This window comes from Methylophilus sp. YYY-1 (assembly GCF_029132825.1).
In the GTDB taxonomy this organism is placed as follows: domain Bacteria; phylum Pseudomonadota; class Gammaproteobacteria; order Burkholderiales; family Methylophilaceae; genus Methylophilus; species Methylophilus glucosoxydans.
Genome location: NZ_WOVG01000003.1, coordinates 252,166 through 274,369, shown reverse-complemented (window position 1 = coordinate 274,369; position 22,204 = coordinate 252,166). Strand labels below are relative to the sequence as shown.

General features: G+C 50.5%; 18 protein-coding genes and 1 riboswitch. Of the genes, 15 read left to right on the top strand and 3 right to left on the bottom strand.

The window, feature by feature from the left end; all coding sequences use genetic code 11:
* Positions 1-105: 105 nt before the first annotated feature.
* The 6 genes from GOC95_RS10400 (at position 106) to yfaE (ending at position 8,926) form a co-directional block, all read left to right on the top strand.
* Positions 106-621 (top strand): sigma-70 family RNA polymerase sigma factor, encoded by a 516-nt coding sequence (locus GOC95_RS10400; RefSeq protein WP_275356992.1) that lies wholly within the window; start codon positions 106-108, stop codon positions 619-621.
* A 2-nt stretch (positions 622-623) separates the two neighbouring features.
* Positions 624-1,625 (top strand): FecR domain-containing protein, encoded by a 1,002-nt coding sequence (locus tag GOC95_RS10395; protein ID WP_275356991.1) that lies wholly within the window; start codon positions 624-626, stop codon positions 1,623-1,625.
* A gap of 88 nt (positions 1,626-1,713) precedes the next feature.
* Positions 1,714-4,092: a TonB-dependent receptor gene (locus tag GOC95_RS10390; RefSeq protein WP_275356990.1), complete on the top strand. Its 2,379-nt coding sequence runs from the start codon at positions 1,714-1,716 to the stop codon at positions 4,090-4,092.
* 237 nt (positions 4,093-4,329) lie between these two features.
* Positions 4,330-4,551, top strand: a riboswitch (cobalamin riboswitch).
* A 177-nt stretch (positions 4,552-4,728) separates the two neighbouring features.
* The gene (gene nrdA, locus GOC95_RS10385; protein ID WP_275356989.1) at positions 4,729-7,008 is read left to right on the top strand and encodes a class 1a ribonucleoside-diphosphate reductase subunit alpha; all 2,280 of its coding nucleotides are present in this window, start codon (positions 4,729-4,731) and stop codon (positions 7,006-7,008) included.
* Between the two features lie 209 nt (positions 7,009-7,217).
* A complete protein-coding gene (nrdB, locus tag GOC95_RS10380; protein WP_275356988.1) occupies positions 7,218-8,351 on the top strand; it encodes a class Ia ribonucleoside-diphosphate reductase subunit beta in 1,134 nt (377 codons plus the stop codon).
* A 161-nt stretch (positions 8,352-8,512) separates the two neighbouring features.
* A complete protein-coding gene (yfaE, locus tag GOC95_RS10375; protein WP_275356987.1) occupies positions 8,513-8,926 on the top strand; it encodes a class I ribonucleotide reductase maintenance protein YfaE in 414 nt (137 codons plus the stop codon).
* Positions 8,927-9,026: 100 nt separating this feature from the next.
* On the opposite strand, the gene GOC95_RS10370 is transcribed toward yfaE, so the two are convergent.
* Positions 9,027-9,254: a hypothetical protein gene (locus GOC95_RS10370; protein WP_228518658.1), complete on the bottom strand. Its 228-nt coding sequence runs from the start codon at positions 9,252-9,254 to the stop codon at positions 9,027-9,029.
* A 300-nt stretch (positions 9,255-9,554) separates the two neighbouring features.
* Between GOC95_RS10370 and GOC95_RS10365 the strand changes: the two genes are divergently transcribed.
* The 8 genes from GOC95_RS10365 to GOC95_RS10330 all read left to right on the top strand — a co-directional run bounded on the left by GOC95_RS10365 (position 9,555) and on the right by GOC95_RS10330 (position 15,682).
* A complete protein-coding gene (locus GOC95_RS10365) occupies positions 9,555-9,869 on the top strand; it encodes a transcriptional regulator (protein WP_275356986.1) in 315 nt (104 codons plus the stop codon).
* The gene (locus tag GOC95_RS10360; RefSeq protein ID WP_275356985.1) at positions 9,862-10,149 is read left to right on the top strand and encodes a type II toxin-antitoxin system MqsA family antitoxin; all 288 of its coding nucleotides are present in this window, start codon (positions 9,862-9,864) and stop codon (positions 10,147-10,149) included. The genes GOC95_RS10365 and GOC95_RS10360 overlap by 8 nt, the downstream gene beginning before the upstream one ends.
* Before the next feature lie 197 nt (positions 10,150-10,346).
* Positions 10,347-10,589, top strand: coding sequence for a type II toxin-antitoxin system prevent-host-death family antitoxin (locus GOC95_RS10355; RefSeq protein WP_275356984.1), 243 nt, complete (start codon positions 10,347-10,349; stop codon positions 10,587-10,589).
* Position 10,590: 1 nt separating this feature from the next.
* Positions 10,591-10,977, top strand: a complete 387-nt coding sequence (locus tag GOC95_RS10350) for a type II toxin-antitoxin system VapC family toxin (RefSeq protein ID WP_275356983.1) — start codon at positions 10,591-10,593, stop codon at positions 10,975-10,977.
* Between the two features lie 255 nt (positions 10,978-11,232).
* Complete coding sequence (locus GOC95_RS10345) at positions 11,233-13,137, top strand: M48 family metallopeptidase (protein ID WP_275356982.1); 1,905 nt, start codon at positions 11,233-11,235, stop codon at positions 13,135-13,137.
* Positions 13,138-13,232: 95 nt separating this feature from the next.
* On the top strand, positions 13,233-13,568 hold the full coding sequence (locus GOC95_RS10340; protein WP_275356981.1) for a hypothetical protein: 336 nt from the start codon (positions 13,233-13,235) through the stop codon (positions 13,566-13,568).
* A gap of 137 nt (positions 13,569-13,705) precedes the next feature.
* Positions 13,706-14,215: a hypothetical protein gene (locus GOC95_RS10335; RefSeq protein ID WP_275356980.1), complete on the top strand. Its 510-nt coding sequence runs from the start codon at positions 13,706-13,708 to the stop codon at positions 14,213-14,215.
* A 120-nt stretch (positions 14,216-14,335) separates the two neighbouring features.
* Positions 14,336-15,682: a M48 family metallopeptidase gene (locus GOC95_RS10330; protein WP_275356979.1), complete on the top strand. Its 1,347-nt coding sequence runs from the start codon at positions 14,336-14,338 to the stop codon at positions 15,680-15,682.
* 310 nt (positions 15,683-15,992) lie between these two features.
* Here GOC95_RS10330 and GOC95_RS10325 read toward each other — a convergent pair whose 3' ends face one another.
* Positions 15,993-18,578 carry an EAL domain-containing protein gene (locus GOC95_RS10325; RefSeq protein WP_275356978.1) on the bottom strand — a complete coding sequence of 862 codons (2,586 nt, stop codon included), beginning with the start codon at positions 18,576-18,578 and terminating at the stop codon, positions 15,993-15,995.
* 358 nt (positions 18,579-18,936) lie between these two features.
* The gene (locus tag GOC95_RS10320) at positions 18,937-19,593 is read right to left on the bottom strand and encodes a hypothetical protein (RefSeq protein ID WP_275356977.1); all 657 of its coding nucleotides are present in this window, start codon (positions 19,591-19,593) and stop codon (positions 18,937-18,939) included.
* A gap of 387 nt (positions 19,594-19,980) precedes the next feature.
* On the opposite strand from GOC95_RS10320, the gene GOC95_RS10315 reads away from it, so the two are divergent.
* Positions 19,981-22,179 (top strand): OsmC domain/YcaO domain-containing protein, encoded by a 2,199-nt coding sequence (locus GOC95_RS10315; protein ID WP_275356976.1) that lies wholly within the window; start codon positions 19,981-19,983, stop codon positions 22,177-22,179.
* Positions 22,180-22,204 lie beyond the last annotated feature (25 nt).

Below are 22,204 nucleotides of genomic sequence, written 5' to 3'. Positions count from 1 at the left end.
CGCCGTAGTTTCTGGCGTAACCATACTGCCGCTCAAACATGCCACCCGCGCGGATAGGTGATATAATGAGAATTATTATCATTTATTGCATCTCATCCATTTGTTATGCTGGCAAACGAATATACGCTGCAACAAACAGTAGGCGCCTTGTATATCGATCATCACCAATGGTTGCGCGCATGGTTGCGCGGCAAGCTCGGTTGCAGTGAGCAAGCTGCCGATCTGGCGCAGGATACGTTCTTGCGCATGATGCATGGCAAGCGCAATGTGCATGCGCTCGAACAACCCCGCGCCTACCTCACGCAGATTGCCAAGCATTTGCTGATTGATCACTGGCGCCGGCAAGCGGTGGAGCGTGCCTGGCAGGAGACGCTAGCTGTGGCGCCCGAGACTTTCGTTGCCTCACCCGAAGAGCGTGCCCTGATTCTTGAGGCGCTGGTCCGCATTGACCAGTTGCTGGACTGCCTAAAGCCCAAAGTACGCGAAGCTTTCCTGTTATCACAGCTGGATGGCCTTGGCTATCGAGACATTGGTGAGCGGCTGGGGGTAGGCGAGCGCATGGTGAAAAAATACATGGCACAAGCCATGCTGGCTTGCCTGATGATGGATGAGGGGCCATAACCATGCATCACAACCAGGCGGATGAGCAGCGTATTTTAAATCAGGCGGCAGAGTGGTTTGCGCGTTTGCAGGATCAGTCCCTGCATGCACAAGAGCTTGCACAGTGGCAAGCCTGGTTGGCGGCCGATCCTGCGCATGCACGGGTTTGGCAGCGCGTTGAAGCCATCAGTCAACCCTTTAAACAGCTGGCGACCACCGTGCCTGCCGCCACGGCACGAGCGACCTTAAAGCAGGTGCAGTCGGTTGAGCGTCGCCGTACCTTGCGCCGTTTGGGCTTGGGCGTGACGGTGCTTGCCAGTGGCTTGCTTATGCGCCAGGCCTTGCCGTGGCGTGGCTGGCTCAATGCCTATGCAATTGCGCATGCCGGTTATCGCACGCAAATCGGCGAGCGCAAAACCTGGCGCCTGCCAGAAGGCACTTTGCTGGCATTGAATACGGCCACCGCTGTCGATGTGCACTATGACCCGCATGTGCGTCGCATCGTTTTGCATCAAGGCGAAATTCTTGTAACCACCGCGCGTGATCTGCAGCGTCAGTCCAGGCCATTGGTGGTCGATACCCTGCATGCCCGGTTGACCGCACTCGGCACGCGCTTTACGGTACGTGGTGATTTGCAAGGCGGGCATGTGGCCGTATTTGAAGGCGCCGTACGCATTCGCCCGCATGATGCTGCCAGTGTGGATATCCTGGCAGGGCAGCAGGCGAGGTTCACGGCAACCGGGGTAATCGCCGATGGGCGGGCAGACCTGGCCCGTGAAGCCTGGTCGCGCGGGCAAATGGTGGCGGACAATCTACCGCTCGCCCAGTTTGTCGCCGAGTTAAATCGCTATACCCGTGTGCCTATCCGCGTGCAGTCGGCGGTGGCAAATTTGCGGCTGGTTGGCGTCTATCCGCTCAATTACCCGGCTCAGGATATTCCCTTGATCCTGGCCGCCATCGAAACGGTCCTGCCCGTGCGCACGCGTGAGGACGCGGCGGGTGGCTTGGCGCTGGTCGCACGATAAACCATTTTCTAATCAGAGTTCCCTTTTTTGATGCTCATCCGGCATACCAGTTGAACCCATTCAATATTCAACTTTGGAGCCTGATATCATGCCGTCCCCTGTTTTATTCCATCCACAGATGCGCAAGCTGCTTGTGCGAGCAGCACTGCTATTTCCCGCCATGGGCTTGCATCCGCTTGCGCCAGCCGCTTGGGCACAGACCACAGAGGCCACTTATGTTTTTGATGTTGCCGCAGGGCCGCTTTCAACCGCATTGACGCAAGTCGCAGCACAAACGGGCATGAGTTTGAGTGCAAATGCCGCGCTGTTGGCTGACAAGAAAGCAGCCGCGCTTAAAGGCCGCTACACTGCGCAAGCCGCATTGCATCAATTACTGGAAAATACCGGCCTGGCATTACAACGGACGGATGACACGCATTTCAGTGTGATTCCTGTCATCACCGAAAAAGACGCGCCACAAACCTTAAGCGAGGTACAGGTGCAGGCCAGTAAAGAGGGTAACGGTCTGTTAAGCCGTTATGAAGCGAGTACTGCCAGTCAGGGGGCGCTGGGCGACAAATCCTTACTCGATACCCCGTTTTCAGTCAGCGTGGTCAAGGCTGAGGACATTTTAGATCGCCAAGCTAGCAATGTTGCCGAGGCCTTCAAGCTGGATGCAGCCGTCACCGCGTCCAGTAATGGCGTGGCCCGGGAGAGTACCATGATTACGGTGAGAGGCCTGGCACTGGATTTATTGAATGGCTACAAGATCGATGGCCTGAATATTTCACCATGGAACACCGATTTACCGATTGAGCATTTTGAGCAAGTGGAGCTGCTGAAAGGCTTGTCCGGTTTTATGTACGGCTTTGCGCAGCCGGGCGGCATCCTCAATTACAGACTCAAACGCGCCGGGGATACGCCAATCACCCGCGTTACGGCGGGCTTAATGACGGATAGCCAGTACAACCTGAATCTGGATGTTGGTCGCCGCTTTGCAGAGGGGCGTGCGGGCATGCGTATTAACTACATCCATGAGGCAGGGGATACCTATCTTGATGCGCCGATCAAGCGCGACTCTGCCTCTGTGGCGCTGGATTTCAAACCTTCGGATCAACTCACTGTTGAGCTGGATAGCCTCTACCAGAAGCGCAAGGTCAATGGATCCATGTTTGCCCTGGTGGTGGATCAAAATGCAGCCAGCCCTAAACCGATTGATGGCGCACGCCGCTTGACGCAGGACTTCACCTATCATGAAACCGAGATGATGACGGCAGGCACGGCGTTGCGCTGGCAGTTTAATGACCAATGGTATTTAAGCACTGCGGCGCGGGTTTCCAAGCTCAGGCGTACCAATTACGATAGTTATATGACCATCAATGACGATGCGGGAAACTTTACCGATGCGCAAGTGCAGTGGTACAGCCAACATCACAATCAGTCAGCTAATCTGATGCTGCATGGCCAGTTTGAGACTGGCCAGATCAAGCATGCCCTGTTCACAGGCGCAGACCTGCAGACGGTGCATCGCAGTGGCGCGCCAGACAGCTTTGCCTTATTGGGGACGGGTAACCTGTACACTGGCCGCAGTGATGAGACTGATCCTGACGCAAGTATCAACCGGAATCTGAGTACCATTTTCAAAACCCGTAATGTCGGTGTGTTTATGAGTGACACCCTGCAGTGGACGCCGGAATGGAGCACGATTATTGGTCTGAGACATAGCAACTATGAAAAAAATCAGCCCAATGGCCCCACCTACAAAAAAAGCAAAATGACGCCGACTTACGCCTTGCTCTGGAAGCCACAAGCGTCCATCACGGCTTACGCCAGCTATGTTGAAGCGCTCGAAGAAGGCAATACGGCACCCATAGGCACCAATAACGAAAACCAGTCGTTTGGCCCGCTTGAAAGCAAGCAGTATGAAATTGGCCTCAAGCAACAGGGTAGTTTCTGGTCGGCCGAGGCCGCGCTGTTCCGCATGCAGCGTGGTTTGGCGTATACCAATGCAGACAATGTCTATGTGCAACAAAGCAAAGGGTTGGTGTTGAGCGGGCTAGACCTGGCTGGCCGTGTCGAGTTAGGCAGCCAATGGGCGTTGCGTAGCAGCCTGGTGTGGATGCAAAGCGAAAATAAAAGTGATGATGCCAGCGTGAACGGCAAGGATGCCGCCAATGCCCCCACCTTGAGTGCAGCGCTGTATGCGGACTACCAGGTGATGGATTTGCCTGGCCTGACACTGTCGGCAGGCGCGCGTTACGTCGGTCGGCGTTATCTTGAGGCCTCCAATACCCATGCACTGGACAGATATACCTTGTTCGACCTCGGTGCGCGCTATCACACCAAGCTGAACGCGCATAAACTTACCTTGCGTGCCGGGGTGCAGAACCTGACCAACGAAAAATACTGGCAAGCACATGGCGACTGGAATTTCCTGACGCAAGGCGAGCCGCGTATCTTTAAAGCCAGTGCACAGCTGGATTTTTAAGAGAGATGGCTGTGAGGATGGCTGCTGCCATCTCGCCAGCGTCAGTAGGCTGGTCTGACGCTGGCTTGTCGCCTCCAGTCGCCTGGCGGTGAGGCAAAAAAGCATTGTTTGAGGCTGGGCAAACATCAGGTCACAGCACAAAATGCTTGCAAAAAAATATATTCAGGCAAAACAATCACTTAGTGTCTCATAACAATATATTGTGTTTTTGTGTGTTGAAAATGCATATATATTGATTTATAGTCACGTCCATACGGTATACGGGTACTGATCAGTGCCTGTCTTTAAAAGGGAATCTGGTGCGCGATGGCGATGGCCATTGTCAAGCCAGAGCTGCCCCCGCAACTGTAATCAGCGAGTTGTTTGCTGCTTTGCTCGCCACTGAAGCGATTCGGGAAGGCCAAGGCAAACAATCATGACCTGAGAGCCAGGAGACCTGCCGTGATTTTTTCTTGTTAACGTTTGAGGCGGGGTGTCCTCGGCAGATGCAGTGAGTCCTGTACTGATTGCAAGTCTGGTCTTTAAACGGGTGCAGGTTTTTTCTTTGATTGCTCGACAACGGGCAGGCTATTGCCAGAAAAAATGCGCCCCGCAGCCAGTGCCGTGTCCCTTCCGCCGCCAGCACTGGGAGCCACCATGACACAATACGAATCCATGCAAGCCACGAAACGTGATGGCCGCAAGGAACCGATTAACCTCGACAAGATTCATCGCGTCATTGACTGGGCCGCGCAAGGCCTTAACAATGTGTCGGTGTCACAGGTGGAGCTCCGTTCGCATATCCAGTTTTATGATGGTATCCGCACCGACGATATCCATGAAACCATCATCAAATCTGCTGCCGACCTGATTTCGGAAGAAACCCCAGACTACCAGTACCTGGCCGCACGCCTGAATATTTTTCACCTGCGCAAAATTGCTTATGGCCAGTTTGAGCCACCGCATTTGTTTGACCATGTGACCAACCTGACCGCGCTGGGCAAATACGATCCGCACCTGCTCAAGGATTACAGCCGCGAAGAGTTCGATACGCTGAATGGCTATCTGGACCACTGGCGCGACATGAATTTCTCTTACGCCGCCGTCAAGCAGCTTGAGGGCAAATACCTGGTACAAAACCGCGTCACCAAAAAGATCTACGAGAGCCCGCAGTTCCTTTACATTCTGGTGGCGATGAGCCTGTTTGCTAACTACAAAGGCCAGGCGCGTCTCGATTACATCAAGCGTTTTTATGATGCGGTGTCTACTTTCAAGATCTCGCTGCCGACCCCGATTATGTCTGGCGTGCGGACGCCGACACGCCAGTTCAGCTCTTGCGTGCTGATTGAGTGTGACGACAGCCTGGACAGTATCAACGCCACTTCCAGCGCGATTGTGAAGTATGTGTCGCAGCGCGCCGGTATTGGCGTCAACGCCGGCCGTATCCGTGCGCTGGGTAGTGAAATTCGTGGCGGTGAAGCGCAGCATACCGGCTGCCTGCCGTTCTATAAGCTGTTCCAGTCTGCGGTCAAATCCTGCTCACAGGGCGGGGTACGCGGCGGGGCGGCGACGTTGTTCTATCCGTTATGGCACCTTGAGGTTGAATCCCTGCTGGTCCTCAAAAACAACCGTGGTGTGGAAGAAAACCGCGTGCGCCACCTCGACTACGGCGTGCAGATCAACCGCCTCATGTACCAGCGCCTGATCAAAGGTGAACAGATCACCTTGTTCTCGCCGCATGATGTGCCCGGCCTGTATGACGCGTTCTTTGCCGATCAGGATACCTTTGAGCGCCTCTACACCCAGTACGAAGCCGATGACAGCATCCGCAAGCGCAGCTTGCCTGCCGTAGACTTGTTCTCGCTCATGATGCAAGAGCGCGCCGGTACCGGCCGCATCTACATCCAGAACGTGGACCATTGCAACACGCATAGCCCCTTTGATCCGGCCGTTGCGCCGGTGCGCCAGTCCAACCTGTGTATGGAAATCGCACTGCCGACCAAGCCACTCAATGACATCAACGACACCGAAGGCGAAATTGCGCTGTGTACCCTGTCAGCATTTAACCTGGGCGCGCTGGAATCGCTGGACGAGCTCGAAGGCTTGGCCGACCTCGTGGTTCGTGCATTAGATGCCTTGCTCGAATACCAGGATTACCCAGTCAAAGCCGCGCTCAACGCCACCAATAAGCGCCGTTCACTGGGCGTGGGCGTGATCAACTATGCCTATTACCTGGCCAAAAACGGCACCAGCTATACCGATGACGCCGCACTGGGCTTGACCCACCGTACCTTTGAGGCCATTCAGTACTATCTGTTGAAAGCGTCCGTACAACTGTCTCGCGAGTTTGGCGCGTGTGGTGCGTTTAACGAGACCACCTATGCCAAAGGCATTTTGCCGATTGATACCTACAAAAAAGACCTAGATGCCGTGTGCAACGAGCCGCTGCGTCTGGATTGGGAAAGCCTGCGCAAGGAAATCCAGAAAGATGGCTTGCGCAATTCCACGCTGACGGCGCTGATGCCTTCCGAGACTTCCAGCCAGATTGCCAATGCCACCAACGGCATTGAGCCACCGCGAGGCCTGGTCTCGGTCAAGCAATCCAAAGACGGCATCTTGCGCCAGGTGGTGCCTGAGATTGACCGCCTGCGTAACCAGTACCAGTTGTTGTGGCGCATCCCCAGCAATGACGGCTACCTCAAGCTGGTGGGCGTGATGCAGAAGTTTGTCGATCAATCGATTTCAGCCAACACCAACTACGACCCGACCCGTTTTGAAGGTGGCCGTGTGCCGATGAAGCAACTGCTGAAAGACCTGCTGCAAGCCTACAAACTCGGTGTTAAAACGCTGTACTACCACAACACCCGAGATGGTGCGAGCGAGGGCGGTACGGAAGCCGAGGACGATGGGTGTGCCAGCGGAGCCTGCAAAATTTAAATAAGCATTGACTCAGTGGCTGCGCGGGCAAATTGCTGCGTTGTGCGGTGCGCGAAATCCTCATGTACTCTCGTGTACATTCCGGTTTCTGTGCTCCGTACGCCTTGCACTTTATCCCGCTCGCTCACTGATTCAACGCTTATTGCAGTGGGGTAATAAGTACAATTTAAAAACAGTTTGAGCATTAAACTTAAACATTAGGAACACAGATGGCCTACAGCATCTTCACCAAAACCGATAACGATCAACTCAAAGAACCCATGTTCTTTGGGCAGCCCGTCAATGTGGCGCGCTACGACCAGCAGAAATATCCGGTATTCGAGAAGCTGATCGAGAAGCAACTCTCCTTCTTCTGGCGCCCGGAAGAGGTTGACGTGTCGCAAGACCGTTCCGATTACCAGAATCTGCCCGAGCACGAAAAGCATATTTTTATCAGCAACCTCAAGTATCAGACCTTGCTGGATTCGATTCAGGGCCGTAGCCCCAACGTGGCCTTGCTGCCACTGGTGTCCCTGCCTGAGCTGGAAACCTGGATTGAAACCTGGGCGTTTTCCGAGACCATACACTCGCGTTCCTACACCCACATCATCCGCAATATCGTCAATGATCCCTCTGTGATGTTCGACGACATCGTGCGCAATGAAAACATCACGGCACGCGCTTCGGATATCGCACATTATTACGATGAGCTGATCCAGCAAACCATGCTGTACTCGCAGCTGGGCGAGGGCAATCATGTCATCAATGGCGAGACCAAAGTGGTCAACAAGCGCGCGCTCAAAAAGCTGCTGTACCGTTGCCTGATGAACGTCAATATCCTCGAAGCCATCCGCTTTTACGTCAGTTTTGCCTGCTCGTTTGCCTTTGCCGAGCGCAAGGTGATGGAAGGCAACGCCAAGATCATCCGCCTGATTGCGCGTGATGAGGCCTTGCACCTCACCGGCACACAGCACATGCTCAACATCATGCGTTCTGGCCAGGATGACGCCGAGTTTGCCGAGATTGCCGCAGAACTGCATACCGAGTGCTTCGAGATGTTTAAATCCGCCGCCGAGCAGGAAAAACTGTGGGCCGAGTACCTGTTTAAAGATGGCTCCATGATAGGCCTCAATAAAGACATTCTTTGCCAGTACGTGGAATACATCACCAACACTCGCATGGCTTCAGTCGGCTTGCCTCCGGCATTTCCCAATGCCAAAAACAACCCGATTCCATGGATCAACACCTGGCTGTCTTCCGACACCGTACAAGTGGCCCCTCAAGAGGTAGAATTAAGTTCTTACTTAATCGGGCAGATTGATTCAGAAGTCTCGGCTGACGATCTCAACGACTTTGAGTTGTAATTTAAATGGCTGCGCGGGCAAATTACGGCGTTGTGCGGTGCGCGAAACCCTCATGTGCTCTCGTGAACATTGCGGTTTCTGTGCTCCATAAGCCGTGCACTTTATCCCGCGCGCTCATTAATTGATTGTTTCGCTATTGATTTTAACAAGTCATTTTTAAAATGATCAGCATACGCAGCCAGCATACCCGCTTCAGCCTGATCCCGCATGAAACCTTGCTGGAAGGCCTGGAGCGCACCGGGCATGAGGTCGAGTACCAATGCCGCGGCGGCTATTGTGGCGCCTGCCGCGTGCGCCTGCTCGATGGTGAGGTCGAATACCTGGAGCAACCGCTGGCATTTATTGCCAGTGACGAAATCCTGCCATGCTGCTGCGTCCCCAAGTCGGATATCCGGCTCGATTGCGAACTGCGCCCCGAGTTGCAGGTGTTTCAGGCGCAAGAAGAGTTGTTCCCGGCACAAGGGTCACTGTTTGATGACCCGTTCCCCAGCACCGATGACAGCCGCGTTAAAAAACTGGTCAGACGGCGCATCCCCAGAGTACGGAGCACGGCCAGTAATTTATCCTTGTTTTAATCCGGCGTTTTAAGCGCGGGCTTTAGCCATTAGCACACAATAAAAAAGGCGCGAAACCATTCGCGCCTTTTTTATGTGCCTGTTTCGTATGCTGCTGTGACTAGCCCGCGGCACGCGGTGCCGGTCGCACCCATTGCATTTTGAGGTTGGGCGCACGTGTATCCAAATCCGCGACCAGCTTGCAGCTCAAAATCTCGCAGCGCCAATACATCTGGCGAATTTTCTCATCCGCTTCGGCACGGGATTTACCGTACACCTGCAGATTCTCTACCAAGACCCCATTGGCGCTACGTATGGAGTACAAATATTTTCCAGATCTTTTAGCCATAATCGAATTTACCCACCCCGGGAACAATGCGTTGTAAAACATCGTAATTCTTTTAGTTATAAACACCATATCAGAGTTTTTTACTGATGTATACACCGCTAAGCGGTAGATAAGTGATTCAATTCAATACTTTAAGGGGGTATTTGCATAAAACACCTAAAATTTAGTGCCTAAGTTGAACTTTATCGCTCGAAGATTGAGCGCCTATCCCAATAGATAATGCTATATTTACATTAATTAACAATCGTGCATCACACGTTTGGCGATTGCTTGCGTTTGTACTATTTAAGGGTATAGTTTATGCTTACCATTGTTGAGACCAGCATCTTTATCAAGTACGCCAAGATGGTATGGAGTGATGAAGAGCGCGTTGAATTTATCAACTGGATTGCCGCAAACCCACTTGCTGGCGATGTGATTCCAAACAGTGGTGGTTGTCGCAAAGTGCGTTGGGCGCGCGATGGTATGGGTAAGCGCAGTGGCGTACGGGTGATTTACGTTAACCAGCTCGAGAAGGGAGAAATTGGCTTGCTGATCGTGTATGCAAAAGCCAAATTTGACAATCTCCCCAGTGACTTCTTGAGTGCTTTAAAACAGGAGTTCATCAATGACTAAAGTTGATCAAGAGATGGCGCAATTCAAGGCAGACTTGCTGGCATCAGTCAAAGAGCTTAAAGCTGGCAAGGTCGCGCGTAGCACGCAGGTAGATGTTTCCTTTGTGGTTTCAGCACGCAACCAGGTGGGGTTGTCGCAAAGCGAGTTTGCTCAATTGTTGGGGGTATCCGTGCGCACTTTGCAAGCCTGGGAGCAGGGGCGGATTAAACCTTCAGGTGCGGCGCAAACCTTGATGCGCATTGCGCATAAACATCCAGAAGTGCTGTTAGAGGTGCGTTGAGATCGCCTCAACTATTTGCGCAAACTCAAGTTGATCGTTATAGAGAAGTTCAGTGAGTATCTGTTCACGTATTGTATGCTTAGCCACATGACGCCCCATAAGAGCTCATAAAAAGCTGTGCTTGAGTCCGAAAGTCTTTACTCCAATCTCCCTTCTATTTAAACTAAACTAACTAAACTTAGTTTAAGTTGGGCATCATGCAAATTATCAATATTCACGAGGCAAAAACACAACTCTCTAAACTGGTGGATCAGGCTGTCAATGGGGAGTCTTTCATTATTGCCAAAGCGGGTAAGCCGCTGGTAAAAGTCACCCGGTTAGAGGCGACTGAGCCGCCCGCAATCAAGCGTATTGGCTTTATGCAAGGTCAAATTCAGGTGCCTGCCGATTTTGACGAGTTGGGCAAAGCCGAAATTTCAACCCTGTTTGGCCTCGAGTAAGATGAAGCTGTTACTCGATACCCATATTTTGCTTTGGGCAGCGGCGGGGGCTGAGCAGCTGCCAAGCAAAGCAAAAGCCCTCATTGAAGATACAGGCAATCAACTCTTCTTCAGCAGCGCCAGTCTGTGGGAAGTTGCCATCAAAAACACCCTGGGCCGGGTGGACTTTAAAGTGGACTTGGCCGTATTGCGGCGTAACTTGCTGGAGAACGGTTTTGAGGAGATCGCGATCAATAGCAGCCATGCCATGAGCGTCGCCACCTTGCCAGAGCGGCATAAAGACCCTTTTGATCGCATGTTGCTTGCGCAGACGCAGGTCGAAGGGGTGACGTTAATGACGGCAGATCGCCAGCTCGGTGGCTACCCGGTCGCTTTAATCATGGTGTAGCGACATATTGTTAGGCTGCACTCAGCAACGTGATACCCATCTGCTGAGTGCAAGGCTGATGCTGTTATGGTCTGTATTAAAAAATCCTTTTAAAAAATAGCTCATCATTTACAATCATTAAAAAATAGTGCGCCAGACTGTTTGATCCCCCGTGATTAAACGCATACAACAAAACTAGGCGTGCAACGATTTCCTCATCTTGATTCGACCATGACTGGAATGGTTTTGGCTTTGGTGTAAAGGGGTAGATAGCGCATGCGTGAAACATCTTTAGAGAACCTGATTACGCGGTCCGAAAGGCTGGCCGAGCAAAATTACAGTACCTATTTTGTCCGCGTCATCCTCGTGAGCCTGCTAGGCTTTTTGATTCTGGGATTTGCTATCTTGATGGCCTTGATCCCGTTGGCCTTACTCATCGGCTTGGTCGCGCTGACCTTTGTTGCTGGTGGTGCAGTGCTACTCATCTTGCTTAAGCTGGGCAAATTGCTGATTTTGATGATCTTGCCCGCCTTCTTGATGCTCAAAGCTTCCTTCAAGGTGTTGTTCAGCCGCTTTGACAAGCCAGTGGGCACCGAGCTCACGCCCGCCCAAGCGCCCGCGCTGTGGCAAAAAATCAAGTCACTCGAAACCGCGCTCGCAGGCCCCAAAATCAGCCATGTATTGCTCACTCACGATATCAATGCGGCGATTATTCAATATCCGCGCTTTGGCCTGTTTGGCTGGGAAACCAATTACCTGATGCTGGGCTTGCCGCTGTTGCAAGGCCTCACCGAAGGCGAGGCGATGGCGGTCATCGCGCATGAGTATGGGCACCTGTCTGGCGACCATAGCCGTTGGTCCGGTTTTATTTACCGCTTGCGCTCCACCTGGGCGCGCCTGCACGACATGGCCAGTGGCTGGCGTGACTGGGGCTCGCGCTACGTAGCCAAAATGTTTGGCTGGTATGCGCCTTATTTCAACGCCTACAGCTTTGTGTTGGCGCGCAAAAATGAGTATCAGGCCGACCATGTCTCGGTCAAAATCGCCGGGGTAGAAAACACCGCCAGCGCTTTGTTGCGCGTGCACGTGCTCTACCAGCTCGAAAAAGAATGCCTGCATGCGCACATCCAGCAACGCGTTGCCACTGAGCCCACACCCATGCAAGATAAAAGCGCCGTTTGGCAATCTATCGTCAACCAAACGCTAGAACCAGACACCCTGCATCGTTACATAGACCTCGCTTACACCTACGAGACCAACCATCTCGACACGCATCCCGCCATCAAAGATCGCCTGAAAGCCATAGGCGTTGAGCTTGAAGCCCTGAAAACCCTGCCACGCGCAGACAACAGCACCTCCGCCGCCGATGCCTGGCTAGGCGCCGAGCTGCCACAATTCACCCACAAGCTTGATCAAGAGTGGCAGTCCAGCATCGAGCAAAACTGGAGCGCACGCCATCAGGATATTCAGGCACAAACCGCCACCTTGAATGAACTGCTCGCCAAAGAAACGCTGAGTGCCGACGAACAATGGCAAGTTATTGCCATTAAAGAAGACCTGACGCCAGACGAACCGCAACGATCTGCCATTGAAGCCTTTGTGCAGCAATACCCTGAGCATTTGCAAGGCCGCTATAGAGTAGGGGTGTACAAACTCCTCGACGAAGATGAAACCGGTATTGACGATTTAGAGTACGTGATGGCGCAAGACGAATCCGCCATCCTCGCCGCCTGCGAGCAAGCCTATCACTACTACGCCGCCAAAAACCCGGCCCGCGCCGATGAATACCTGCAACGCTACCAAGCCCGCGCCAACAAGTTGCAAGCCATTCACCAGGAGCTCTCCACCTTAACCCCAGCCGCAACGCTGGCACAACACGACCTCGACGACGCCACCGTGCAACAAATCAGAGCCGTCATCGCCAGCGAAGCTAAGGACATTAAAAGGGTCTATTTACTCAAGCGCGTGTTAGATGCCGACAACACCAAGGGTGACTATCTGCTCGCGTTTGAGATGCCCACTTTTTCACTCACCGACCCCTCGAAAAAAGTCATCGAGCGCTTGGTGAGCAAAGAGTTTCCCATCCATTTGTTTATTGTTTCGCTCAAGTCTGGCGCGTTTAAGCCATTTAAGAAAAGAATTAAAAAGTTGGGTGTGCAGCCGGTTTATGAGAAAAGTTAATTTGCTTATCCCAACTTGATTACATTGCTTTTAAACAGATTTATCAATCGTATAAATTTACCAATACTTCTATTGAGTCTATCGAGTCAAAAGATATGAAGGGTAAAGATTTAACTGGTCTTTCGCGATTACTTACTCAACGGTTATCAGTTATCAAGAATGAATTTGTGGCAGTAGATGATAACTTGGATAATGATTTCTTAGAAAACTGCAGAGTGCGCCGTAGAGAGTTAGAAGCTAGCTGGAATGCGGATTGGAAAACTGAATGTGATGGGAAGAAATTGTTTAGTGATTTGGGGCAAAGAATAAAGCTTAAACAAGGATCTAGAAAACTTAAACTCAAAGTTATGAATGAGATGCGTTCTAATTCATCAGAGAACGGTAAGGTATTGGAAAAACTTATATACGAGTTAATAAATGGTGAATCTTAATTGTTTTTGATTTAAATGGATATTGGGGCAGAGTTAAAGTATTTAGTACGTCATTTTTAATCATTCTCTCCTTACTCCAGACATCACGTGCACTAAAATAAAATCAACAAAATAACTAAAATTTAGGAAAAACTAACATGTTCAATAGCCGCATATGCTTATTAATTGTTGTTCTGCAAGTTGTTTTACTCACTAGTTGTAAAGCGCCAGCGACTGCACCCAGCTTTCATGTGGCAAAAGCCACTGAAAGCCAGGAAAATAAGTCCATATTCTATTTCTACAGAGAGTATGCTGAACCGACTGCCTGGAAATCTACTATTTACATTGATGATGTTGAGATCGTGAGTCTTGCTCAAGAAAGTTTTTCCTGGGTTTATTTAGGGCCAGGTAAGCATAAGTTTGCATCGAGATGGTCTTTTTTGTCTGGTCAGAGAGATGTCGAGTTCACTGAAGATATTCTGCCGAACAAGCGATATTTTTATGAAATCACCGGCGTTTCAAAAGTGACAGGCTTCGCGCCGTATCCGAGCGGTATTCTGATGTTTGGCATGGTACAGAATCAGATCACTAACTTAGAAGAAGATAAAGCAGTGCCACAGTTAGAGAAATGCTGCAGATTTATTCCGCCAAAAACTAATAATTTATAATTCAGAGCCTAAGTTTTTTATTTAAAACTTTAGAAAACTGAAAAATTTACATCAATTCAAAAACAAATTATTCTACTAGCCATAAATAAAACATAAAAAATATTCAGAGAGGTTGCAACGATGAATTTCATCAAGTTGTTAGCTATTGGGGTCTTGTTAATAGTGGTTTCAGGATGTGCGACCAATGCTATGACAGGCAGAAAGCAACTCGCGCTAGTTTCTGAAAAAACGGTGATAGAAAGAAGTGACAGTATGTATATGTCACTTGTAGATAGTTATGACAAAAAAGGGAAAATTTCAAAAGACCCTGAAGTAAATGAACGGGTTAGAACAATCACAAATAGGCTTGTACATCGAGCTATTGAATTCAGGCCTGAGACAGTCGCCTGGAACTGGCAGGTTAATGTGATTGAAGATGAGACTCCTAATGCTTTTTGCATGCCAGGAGGCAAAATGGGAGTAAATACCGGATTACTTGAAAAAATTCAACCAACTGATGATGAGTTAGCTCAAGTAATGGGGCATGAGATTTCTCATGCTTTAGCCAATCACGGCGCCGAAAAGATGTCTAATCAAATGCTTGGCCAGATTATTGTCGGCACTGTTGCTGTCGCAGCCGCTGCATCTGAAGGTAACAATGGTAGATATAACCAAAATACCCAAAGAGCGGTTCAGGATATGGCTGTGATTGGTACTGCTGCATTTATCACACTACCAAATAGCAGAACTGCTGAAACTGAAGCGGATAAGATGGGAGTGGAAATTGCGGCGCAAGCAGGTTACGACCCGGCAGCGGCTATCAGTATTTGGGAAAAAATGATGGCTGTCACAAATCAGGAGTCTCGAGGTGATTTTTGGAGTACGCACCCATCACCACCAAACCGTATTGATGCCTTTAAAGCCTTGCAAGAGCCTATGCAGCAAATCTATGCCCAGAGTAAATTAACGTACACTGCGGATTACAAACCAAGCTATAACTTTGTGAAAATGGGCATTGATCCACTTGCCAATTCGAGTAATGTTCGGGTAGTTAATGCGGATGGGACAACCAGCAGCTTCGCAATGCCTAAGATAGATTCAAAACCACGTGTGTTTTACTCGGCTGAGTTTGCGCTTTTTAAAGAGGGTAAGCTGGAGCTTACCTGCATTAATTGTGGTCTTACCAATTTCATGAATAATTCAACGATCAATGAATATATTCAAAAAGAAGATTGGCGAAGATTGATGCAAACGCTCATCAAGGTAAATCACAAATCAGATTTATCTTATTATCACTTAGGGTTGGCGGCTGAAGGAATGGGCCACAAGCAAGCTGCACGAGTTTACTTTGAGAAGGCCAGAGAGTTGTTTCATGGTCAGAAATTTAGTTGTGCGACTGCCAAAATGAATAAATGTAGAGATATGAATATTGCTGAGTTGGTTGAAAATAAACTGAACAATAGTGATTATGCTTTGAGCGAAAAGTAGTATTGTTTCAGACTAAACTTATTTTTTTTATAATGATCGGCGTTGGTGCTTAAAGCTAATTCCGATTAGTGTTTTATTAAACCCGAATCTTATTCCTCAAGCCTTCATTCACGCAACCAGCATCGAATAGGCTACGATTTTTCGGATATTTGGGGTCAGAGTAAAAATCTGTCATAAGTCATTTTACTCTGACACTACAATATATTTCTGAGCGTAACGTATTTTAAAAAACTCAGTTAATCAGCAGCCTAGCATTTGCGGAAAAGTTACGCCCCTTAGCTTGGTAAACGATGAGCTATAAGATTCTGGATTAGGCCGTCATGCCTATTCGAGCAAGTATCTCTGGTATTTTTTCTGCGGCGACCGGGCGGCTAAACAGATATCCCTGTATTTCGTCGCAATGACTGTCGGTGAGAAAAGCCAGTTGCTGCTCAGTCTCTACCCCTTCTGCAATCACGGTGAGTTGCAAAATGTGCCCAAGTTGGATGATCGCACGGACAATTTCTGCACTGTCCTGGTCTTTGTGAAGGTCACGGATGAAGGATTTATCAATTTTGAGTTTGTCGACAGACAGTCGTTTAAGATAAGACAGGCTGGAATAGCCGGTGCCGAAGTCATCAATGGCTAGTTTGACCCCGATGTGTTTTAGCGTGTGCAGGGTGCTGATGACGGATTCTGTGTCCTGAATCAGGATAGATTCTGTCAGTTCGAGCTCCAGGCATTGCGGGGGCAGGCCGAAATCATGCAGTGCAGCGCTGATGGTTTCTACTATATTGCCATGGCGGAACTGGTGTGAGGATAAGTTGACCGCTACAACCAGCTGGGTTTGCCCTTGCTGGTGCCAAGCGGCCAGTTGCCGGCAGGCTTCCCGCAGCACCCACTGACCCATTTGGATAATCAGCCCACTTTGTTCTGCGATAGGTATGAACTCGCTTGGCGGGAGCATCTGCCCATCTGCATTTTGCCAGCGGATTAAGGCTTCAATGCCACTGATGCGGCCATCAGATAGGCGTATTTGTGGCTGGTAGTGCAGTAAAAACTCATTATTTTTAAGTGCTGTGTGCAGGTCTGTTTGAATACGCATGCGCTTTTGCGCGTCGGCATTCATCTGCGTGACAAAAAAGCGGTAGGTATTACGGCCACAATCTTTTGCCAGATATAAGGCGGCATCGGCGTTTTTGCGTAGGGTTTCAAAGTCTTTGCCATCGTTTGGATAGAGGCTGATGCCGATACTGAAAGACGCATGCAGTGTATTACCGCTGACCTCAAACGGCTCTTGCATGGCGTTAAGAATTTGCTGTGCGGTTTGAGTCACGATATCGGATGCCTGGGCGTTATTGATCAGCAGCACAAATTCGTCACCGCCTTCGCGGCTAAGCATGCAAGCCTCTGACAGCATACGTTCGAGGCGCCTGACCACCTCTTTTAGCAGCGCATCGCCTACGGCATGACCAAAGCTGTCATTGATCTCTTTGAAGTTGTCCATATCAAGAAACAGCATGGCGAGGCCGTATTCGCGCTTGTTGGCTTGATGGATGAACTGTTCAAAACGCTTGCGCAGTAACAGGCGGTTAGGGAGGCCGGTCAGTGGGTCATGGTGCGCCAGATATTCCAGTTTTGTTTCTGCCTCCCGATGTTCGGCACGGATACGCAGGGACTGAATGCCAAACGCCAGGTCATTGGCGAGTTCATCGAGCAGGGTGACCTCTTCATCAGAAAACGCATAGGTGCGGGAGGCGTAGATTGTGATCACGCCTATGGTCTGTTTTGCCACTTTGAGTGGCAAGGCGATGCATGAAAGCAGGCCTTCCTGGCTGGCGAGGTCGCCCAAATTATTCAAGCGGGCTGCATTGGGATAGTCCTGGATAATCTCTACACGCTCGCTTTGAAAGGCTTTCACGGCCAGGCTGATTTCCGGGGTTTGCTGCTCAAGCGCAATCGTCTTCGTCAGCTTTTGACCGGCCATTGCGGCAATGCGCAGGGGTTGGTAGGTGCCATAGTTGGGATAACCCACCCAGGCCAGTGGATAGCCCCCAGAGTCAATCACCAACTGGCAAATATCGTTGAGCAGGTGTTGTTCGTTTTCTGCATGAATGAGCATCTGGTTACAGCTACTCAACAAACGCAGTGAACGATTGAGTGTCAGCATTGCTTTTTCGGACTGCTTTTGCTGGGTGATATCACGCAAGATGCAAAGCACCCCCGAGACCTCGCCGATGGCATCTTTTTCCTGAACAAGACGAAGCTCTATGACGCGGTCATGCGGCCAGTGGCTCTCAATGGTACAAGCTGTTTCTTGCTCTAGGGTTTGCAAAATCGCGTGGTGAATTTTATTGCGTTCTGCTGGCGTGGCAATCTGATCAGATTCAAGCAGGGTCTTACCCAGCAGCGTGGATTCCTCTATGCCAAACAATGCTGTGAGAGAAGGGCTGACGTAGCTGTATCTGGCATGCTGGTCAAAGCGGGTAATATGGTCGGGATGGTTTTCAATCAGTGCGCGTAAACGTTTTTCACTTAACTTGAGTGCCGTGATGTCATGCGCAATCGCAAGGGCGCCCACCACGTTGTTATCACTATCCAGCTCGGGGACGGCATGAATTCTGAGCACCTTGGTGTGGACATTCGGACCATCAGGCAGCCGGTCTAGAAAAAAATCAAACTCCGTATCCGTGCCGGTTTCTATGACGCCACGGATTTTTTCTTGGTAGTGTTGTAAAGCGACGGAGGAGGGTCTGAGCGAGCTGGGTGTTTTGCCTTCAAGATCTTTAGCCGGTTCACCAACCAGTTTTTCTGCTGCGGGATTGATATAGGTACGTTTGCAATCACGATCATAATGGATGACAGGTTCATGCAGATAATCTGTCAGCATGATGAATTTTCTGTCATCAGCAGCCATGGTGGTAACCCCTGAAGAATGTCGTTTTATTCTTTGAAGAATATCACACAAACTTAATTGTTTTTGACTTCATTTTACGAGACGCGAGTGCTGACCGTTTTACGGGTCTGCACACTTGCTTCAAGCATCTGGACTCAGTGTTTAAATGAAAAAACGATGTGCTCAGTATCAATTCATTGTCAATAAAAGCCGAACACCACTGATATATTAGCCAAATTGCCATTTCTGAAATAATTACAGGTCAGAGTGTGATGGCGCTTATTTAACGATATCCGCTAGTTTGATGTTTTTGGGATGGATGAAACGCCATATGAAAAAGGGGCGCGAATTGCGCCCCTTAATAACTATCTTGCTTAAACTATGCTTTACGACGGCGTACAAATGCCCCTATCAATGGCAAACCTGCGGCAAACATCCAGGCAGCGGCAGGCGCTGGGACTGGCGATACAGCGGCATTGCGCACTAACCAGCTACCTACATCACTCTGCGCAGTCTGAATAGGCCATGCGCCACGAATAACGCTTGTTGCAGCTGTATACATTGTAAATGATGGCCCAAAGCTTTGCACTTCAGTGTAGATTCTTGCCTCTGTCGTTTGATAGTTGCCAGTCCCTGGGTTGTAGTCAAAAGGTGTTTGAATCGCAATGCCCCTTGTCCATAAACTGCTTCTAAAGAATTCGTTGGTATTACTGGTTGCACCTACGAGCGAAATCAAACTATTAACCTTGGTTGCATCTGAAGATGAGCTTGAGTAAGTAAAATTAAGACCGGCGTTTGTAAATAATGTGGCCACTTCATCGCCGGTTGCATAACGAAACCCACTATAAAGCCCGCCTGCACCAAATTGTGTAGAAACATAATTAAATGACTGATTAATACTCACTGAGACATCCAGCCACTCCAGATTGCTTGATGTGTCACGCGTGATCGCGCCATCGCCTGCAACTTTCCAGTCTGCTTGAGTGATTGCTGCATTGGCTTGGCTGGAGGCTGCGAACATCGCGGCGGCGATCATTACAGCACCTGAAAGGCGTCTGCTAATTTTTTTAAGTTTGCCAATTTCATTTCTTTTCCCTGTTAATTAATGTTCAATAACTTTAACCCTTCAGGAATGCCCCCGCTATAGCCCCTTCGGGCGTCTCACAGTCGCACTTTGCGCACTGGCAAGTATTACGGTTTTATCGATATTGGTTGCTCTGGAGCCATTATCTGACTAGGGCATCAGCAGTGGTCAGGCTTGCGCTTGAGGGGGATCAGTCTTTAGAGCAATAGCTACATTGCTCATGTGTCATCCATTTTAAAAAGCTCAATTAATCAGCAGCTTGCCATTTATCCTTAGGTGGTAAAGTCGTTGTGAGGGATAATAACGCCCTTAGCATTTTGCCGCATTTGGAAGCCCCCCATGGAAGTTAAAGTCAATTTTCTCGATAAGCTCCGCCTTGAAGCCAAGTTTGATGACTTCACGGTGATTGCCGACCAGCCTATCCGCTACAAGGGCGATGGCTCGGCGCCTGGGCCATTTGATTACTTTTTGGCTTCATCGGCACTGTGCGCGGCGTATTTTGTGAAGTTGTATTGCAGCACCCGCAATATTCCGACTGAAAACATCCGCTTGTCGCATAACAATATTGTCGACCCGGAAGACCGCTACAAGCAGATTTTCAAGATACAGATTGAGTTGCCTGCTGATATCTCTGAAAAAGACCGCATTGGCATTTTGCGCTCGATTGACCGCTGCACGGTGAAAAAAGTAGTGCAGACCGGGCCTGAGTTTGTGATTGAAGAAGTGGCAAGCCTGGATGCCGATGCGCAGGCCTTGCTGACGGTGAACCCGGCGGCGGAGACGAGGACGTATATCACTGGCAAGGATTTACCGCTGGAGCAAACCATTGCCAATATGACCGGTTTGCTGGCGAGCCTGGGTATCAAGATCGAGATCGCGTCGTGGCGCAATATTGTGCCTAATGTGTGGTCGTTGCATATCCGCGATGCGCATTCGCCCATGTGCTTTACCAACGGCAAAGGCGCGACCAAGGAAAGTGCGCTGGCCTCGGCGCTGGGTGAGTATATTGAGCGGTTGAGTAACAACCATTTTTATGCCGGGTCTTATTGGGGCGAAGACATTGCCAATGCCGACTTTGTGCATTACCCGAACGAGCGCTGGTTTAAACCGGGGCGCAAAGATGCGCTGCCAAAAGAGATTCTGGATGACTACACGCGGGCCATTTACAACCCGGATGGCGAGTTGCGTGGCTCACATTTGATTGATACCAACTCTGGCAATCGTGAGCGTGGCATTTGCGCGCTGCCGTTTGTGCGGCAGTCAGATGGCGAGGTGGTGTATTTTCCGTCTAACCTGATTGAAAACCTGTACGCCAGTAATGGCATGAGCGCGGGCAATACGCTAGCCGAGGCGCAGGTGCAATGCTTGTCCGAGATTTTTGAGCGGGCCGTTAAGCGCGAGATTATTGAAAGTGAAATGGCGTTGCCGGATGTGCCACCAGCGGTGCTGGCCAAGTATCCCGGCATTGTGGCGGGCATTGAGGGGCTGGAGGCGCAGGGCTTTCCGGTGCTGGTGAAAGATGCGTCGTTGGGCGGGCAATATCCGGTCATGTGCGTGACGCTGATGAACCCGCGCACCGGTGGCGTGTTCGCCTCGTTTGGCGCGCACCCAAAACTGGAAGTCGCGCTCGAGCGCAGCCTGACCGAGTTGCTGCAAGGCCGCAGTTTTGAAGGCCTCAACGACTTGCCGCAGCCGACCTTTGTCAGCGAAGCGGTGACTGAGCCGAATAACTTTGTTGAGCATTTTATTGACTCTAGCGGTGTGGTGTCGTGGCGCTTTTTCAGTGCCAAATCGGACTACGAGTTTGTCGAGTGGGACTTTTCTGGCAAGGGCGACAATGCCAACGCTGACGAAGCCGCGACCTTATTCGGCATTTTGGCCGAGATGGGTAAAGAAGCGTATGTGGCGGTGTATGACCAGCTTGGCGCGACGGCATGCCGCATCTTGGTGCCTGATTATTCTGAGGTGTATCCGGTGGAAGACCTGGTGTGGGATAACACCAATAAAGCGTTGTTGTTCCGCGAAGATATCCTGAACCTGCATCAACTGGACGATGACCGCCTGCAGGCCTTGCTGGAGCGGCTGGAGAATAACGAGCTGGATGACTACAGCGATATTGCGACCTTGATCGGCATCCAGTTTGACGAGAACACGGTATGGGGCCAGCTCACGGTGCTGGAGCTTAAGCTACTCATCAACCTGGCTTTGCAGCAGTTTGAGGAGGCGCAGGATCTGGTGGGGGCGTTTTTGCAGTACAACGACAACACCCTGGAACGCGGTTTGTTTTACCAGGCCCTGAATGCCGTGCTCGAAGTGACGCTTGATGACGAGCTGCACCTGGCCGATTACGAGCTAAACTTCCGCCGCATGTTTGGTGATGCGCGTATGGACGCGGTGCTAGGCGCTGTCGATGGCAGTGTGCGCTTTTATGGCCTGACGCCGACCAACTTGCAGCTGGATGGGCTGGACAGACACCATAGACTGCTGGATAGCTACCGTAAATTGCATGCCGCACGCGCCAAGGCAGCGGCTGCTTAGGCGCGCTGACCAAGTGCAATTGGCG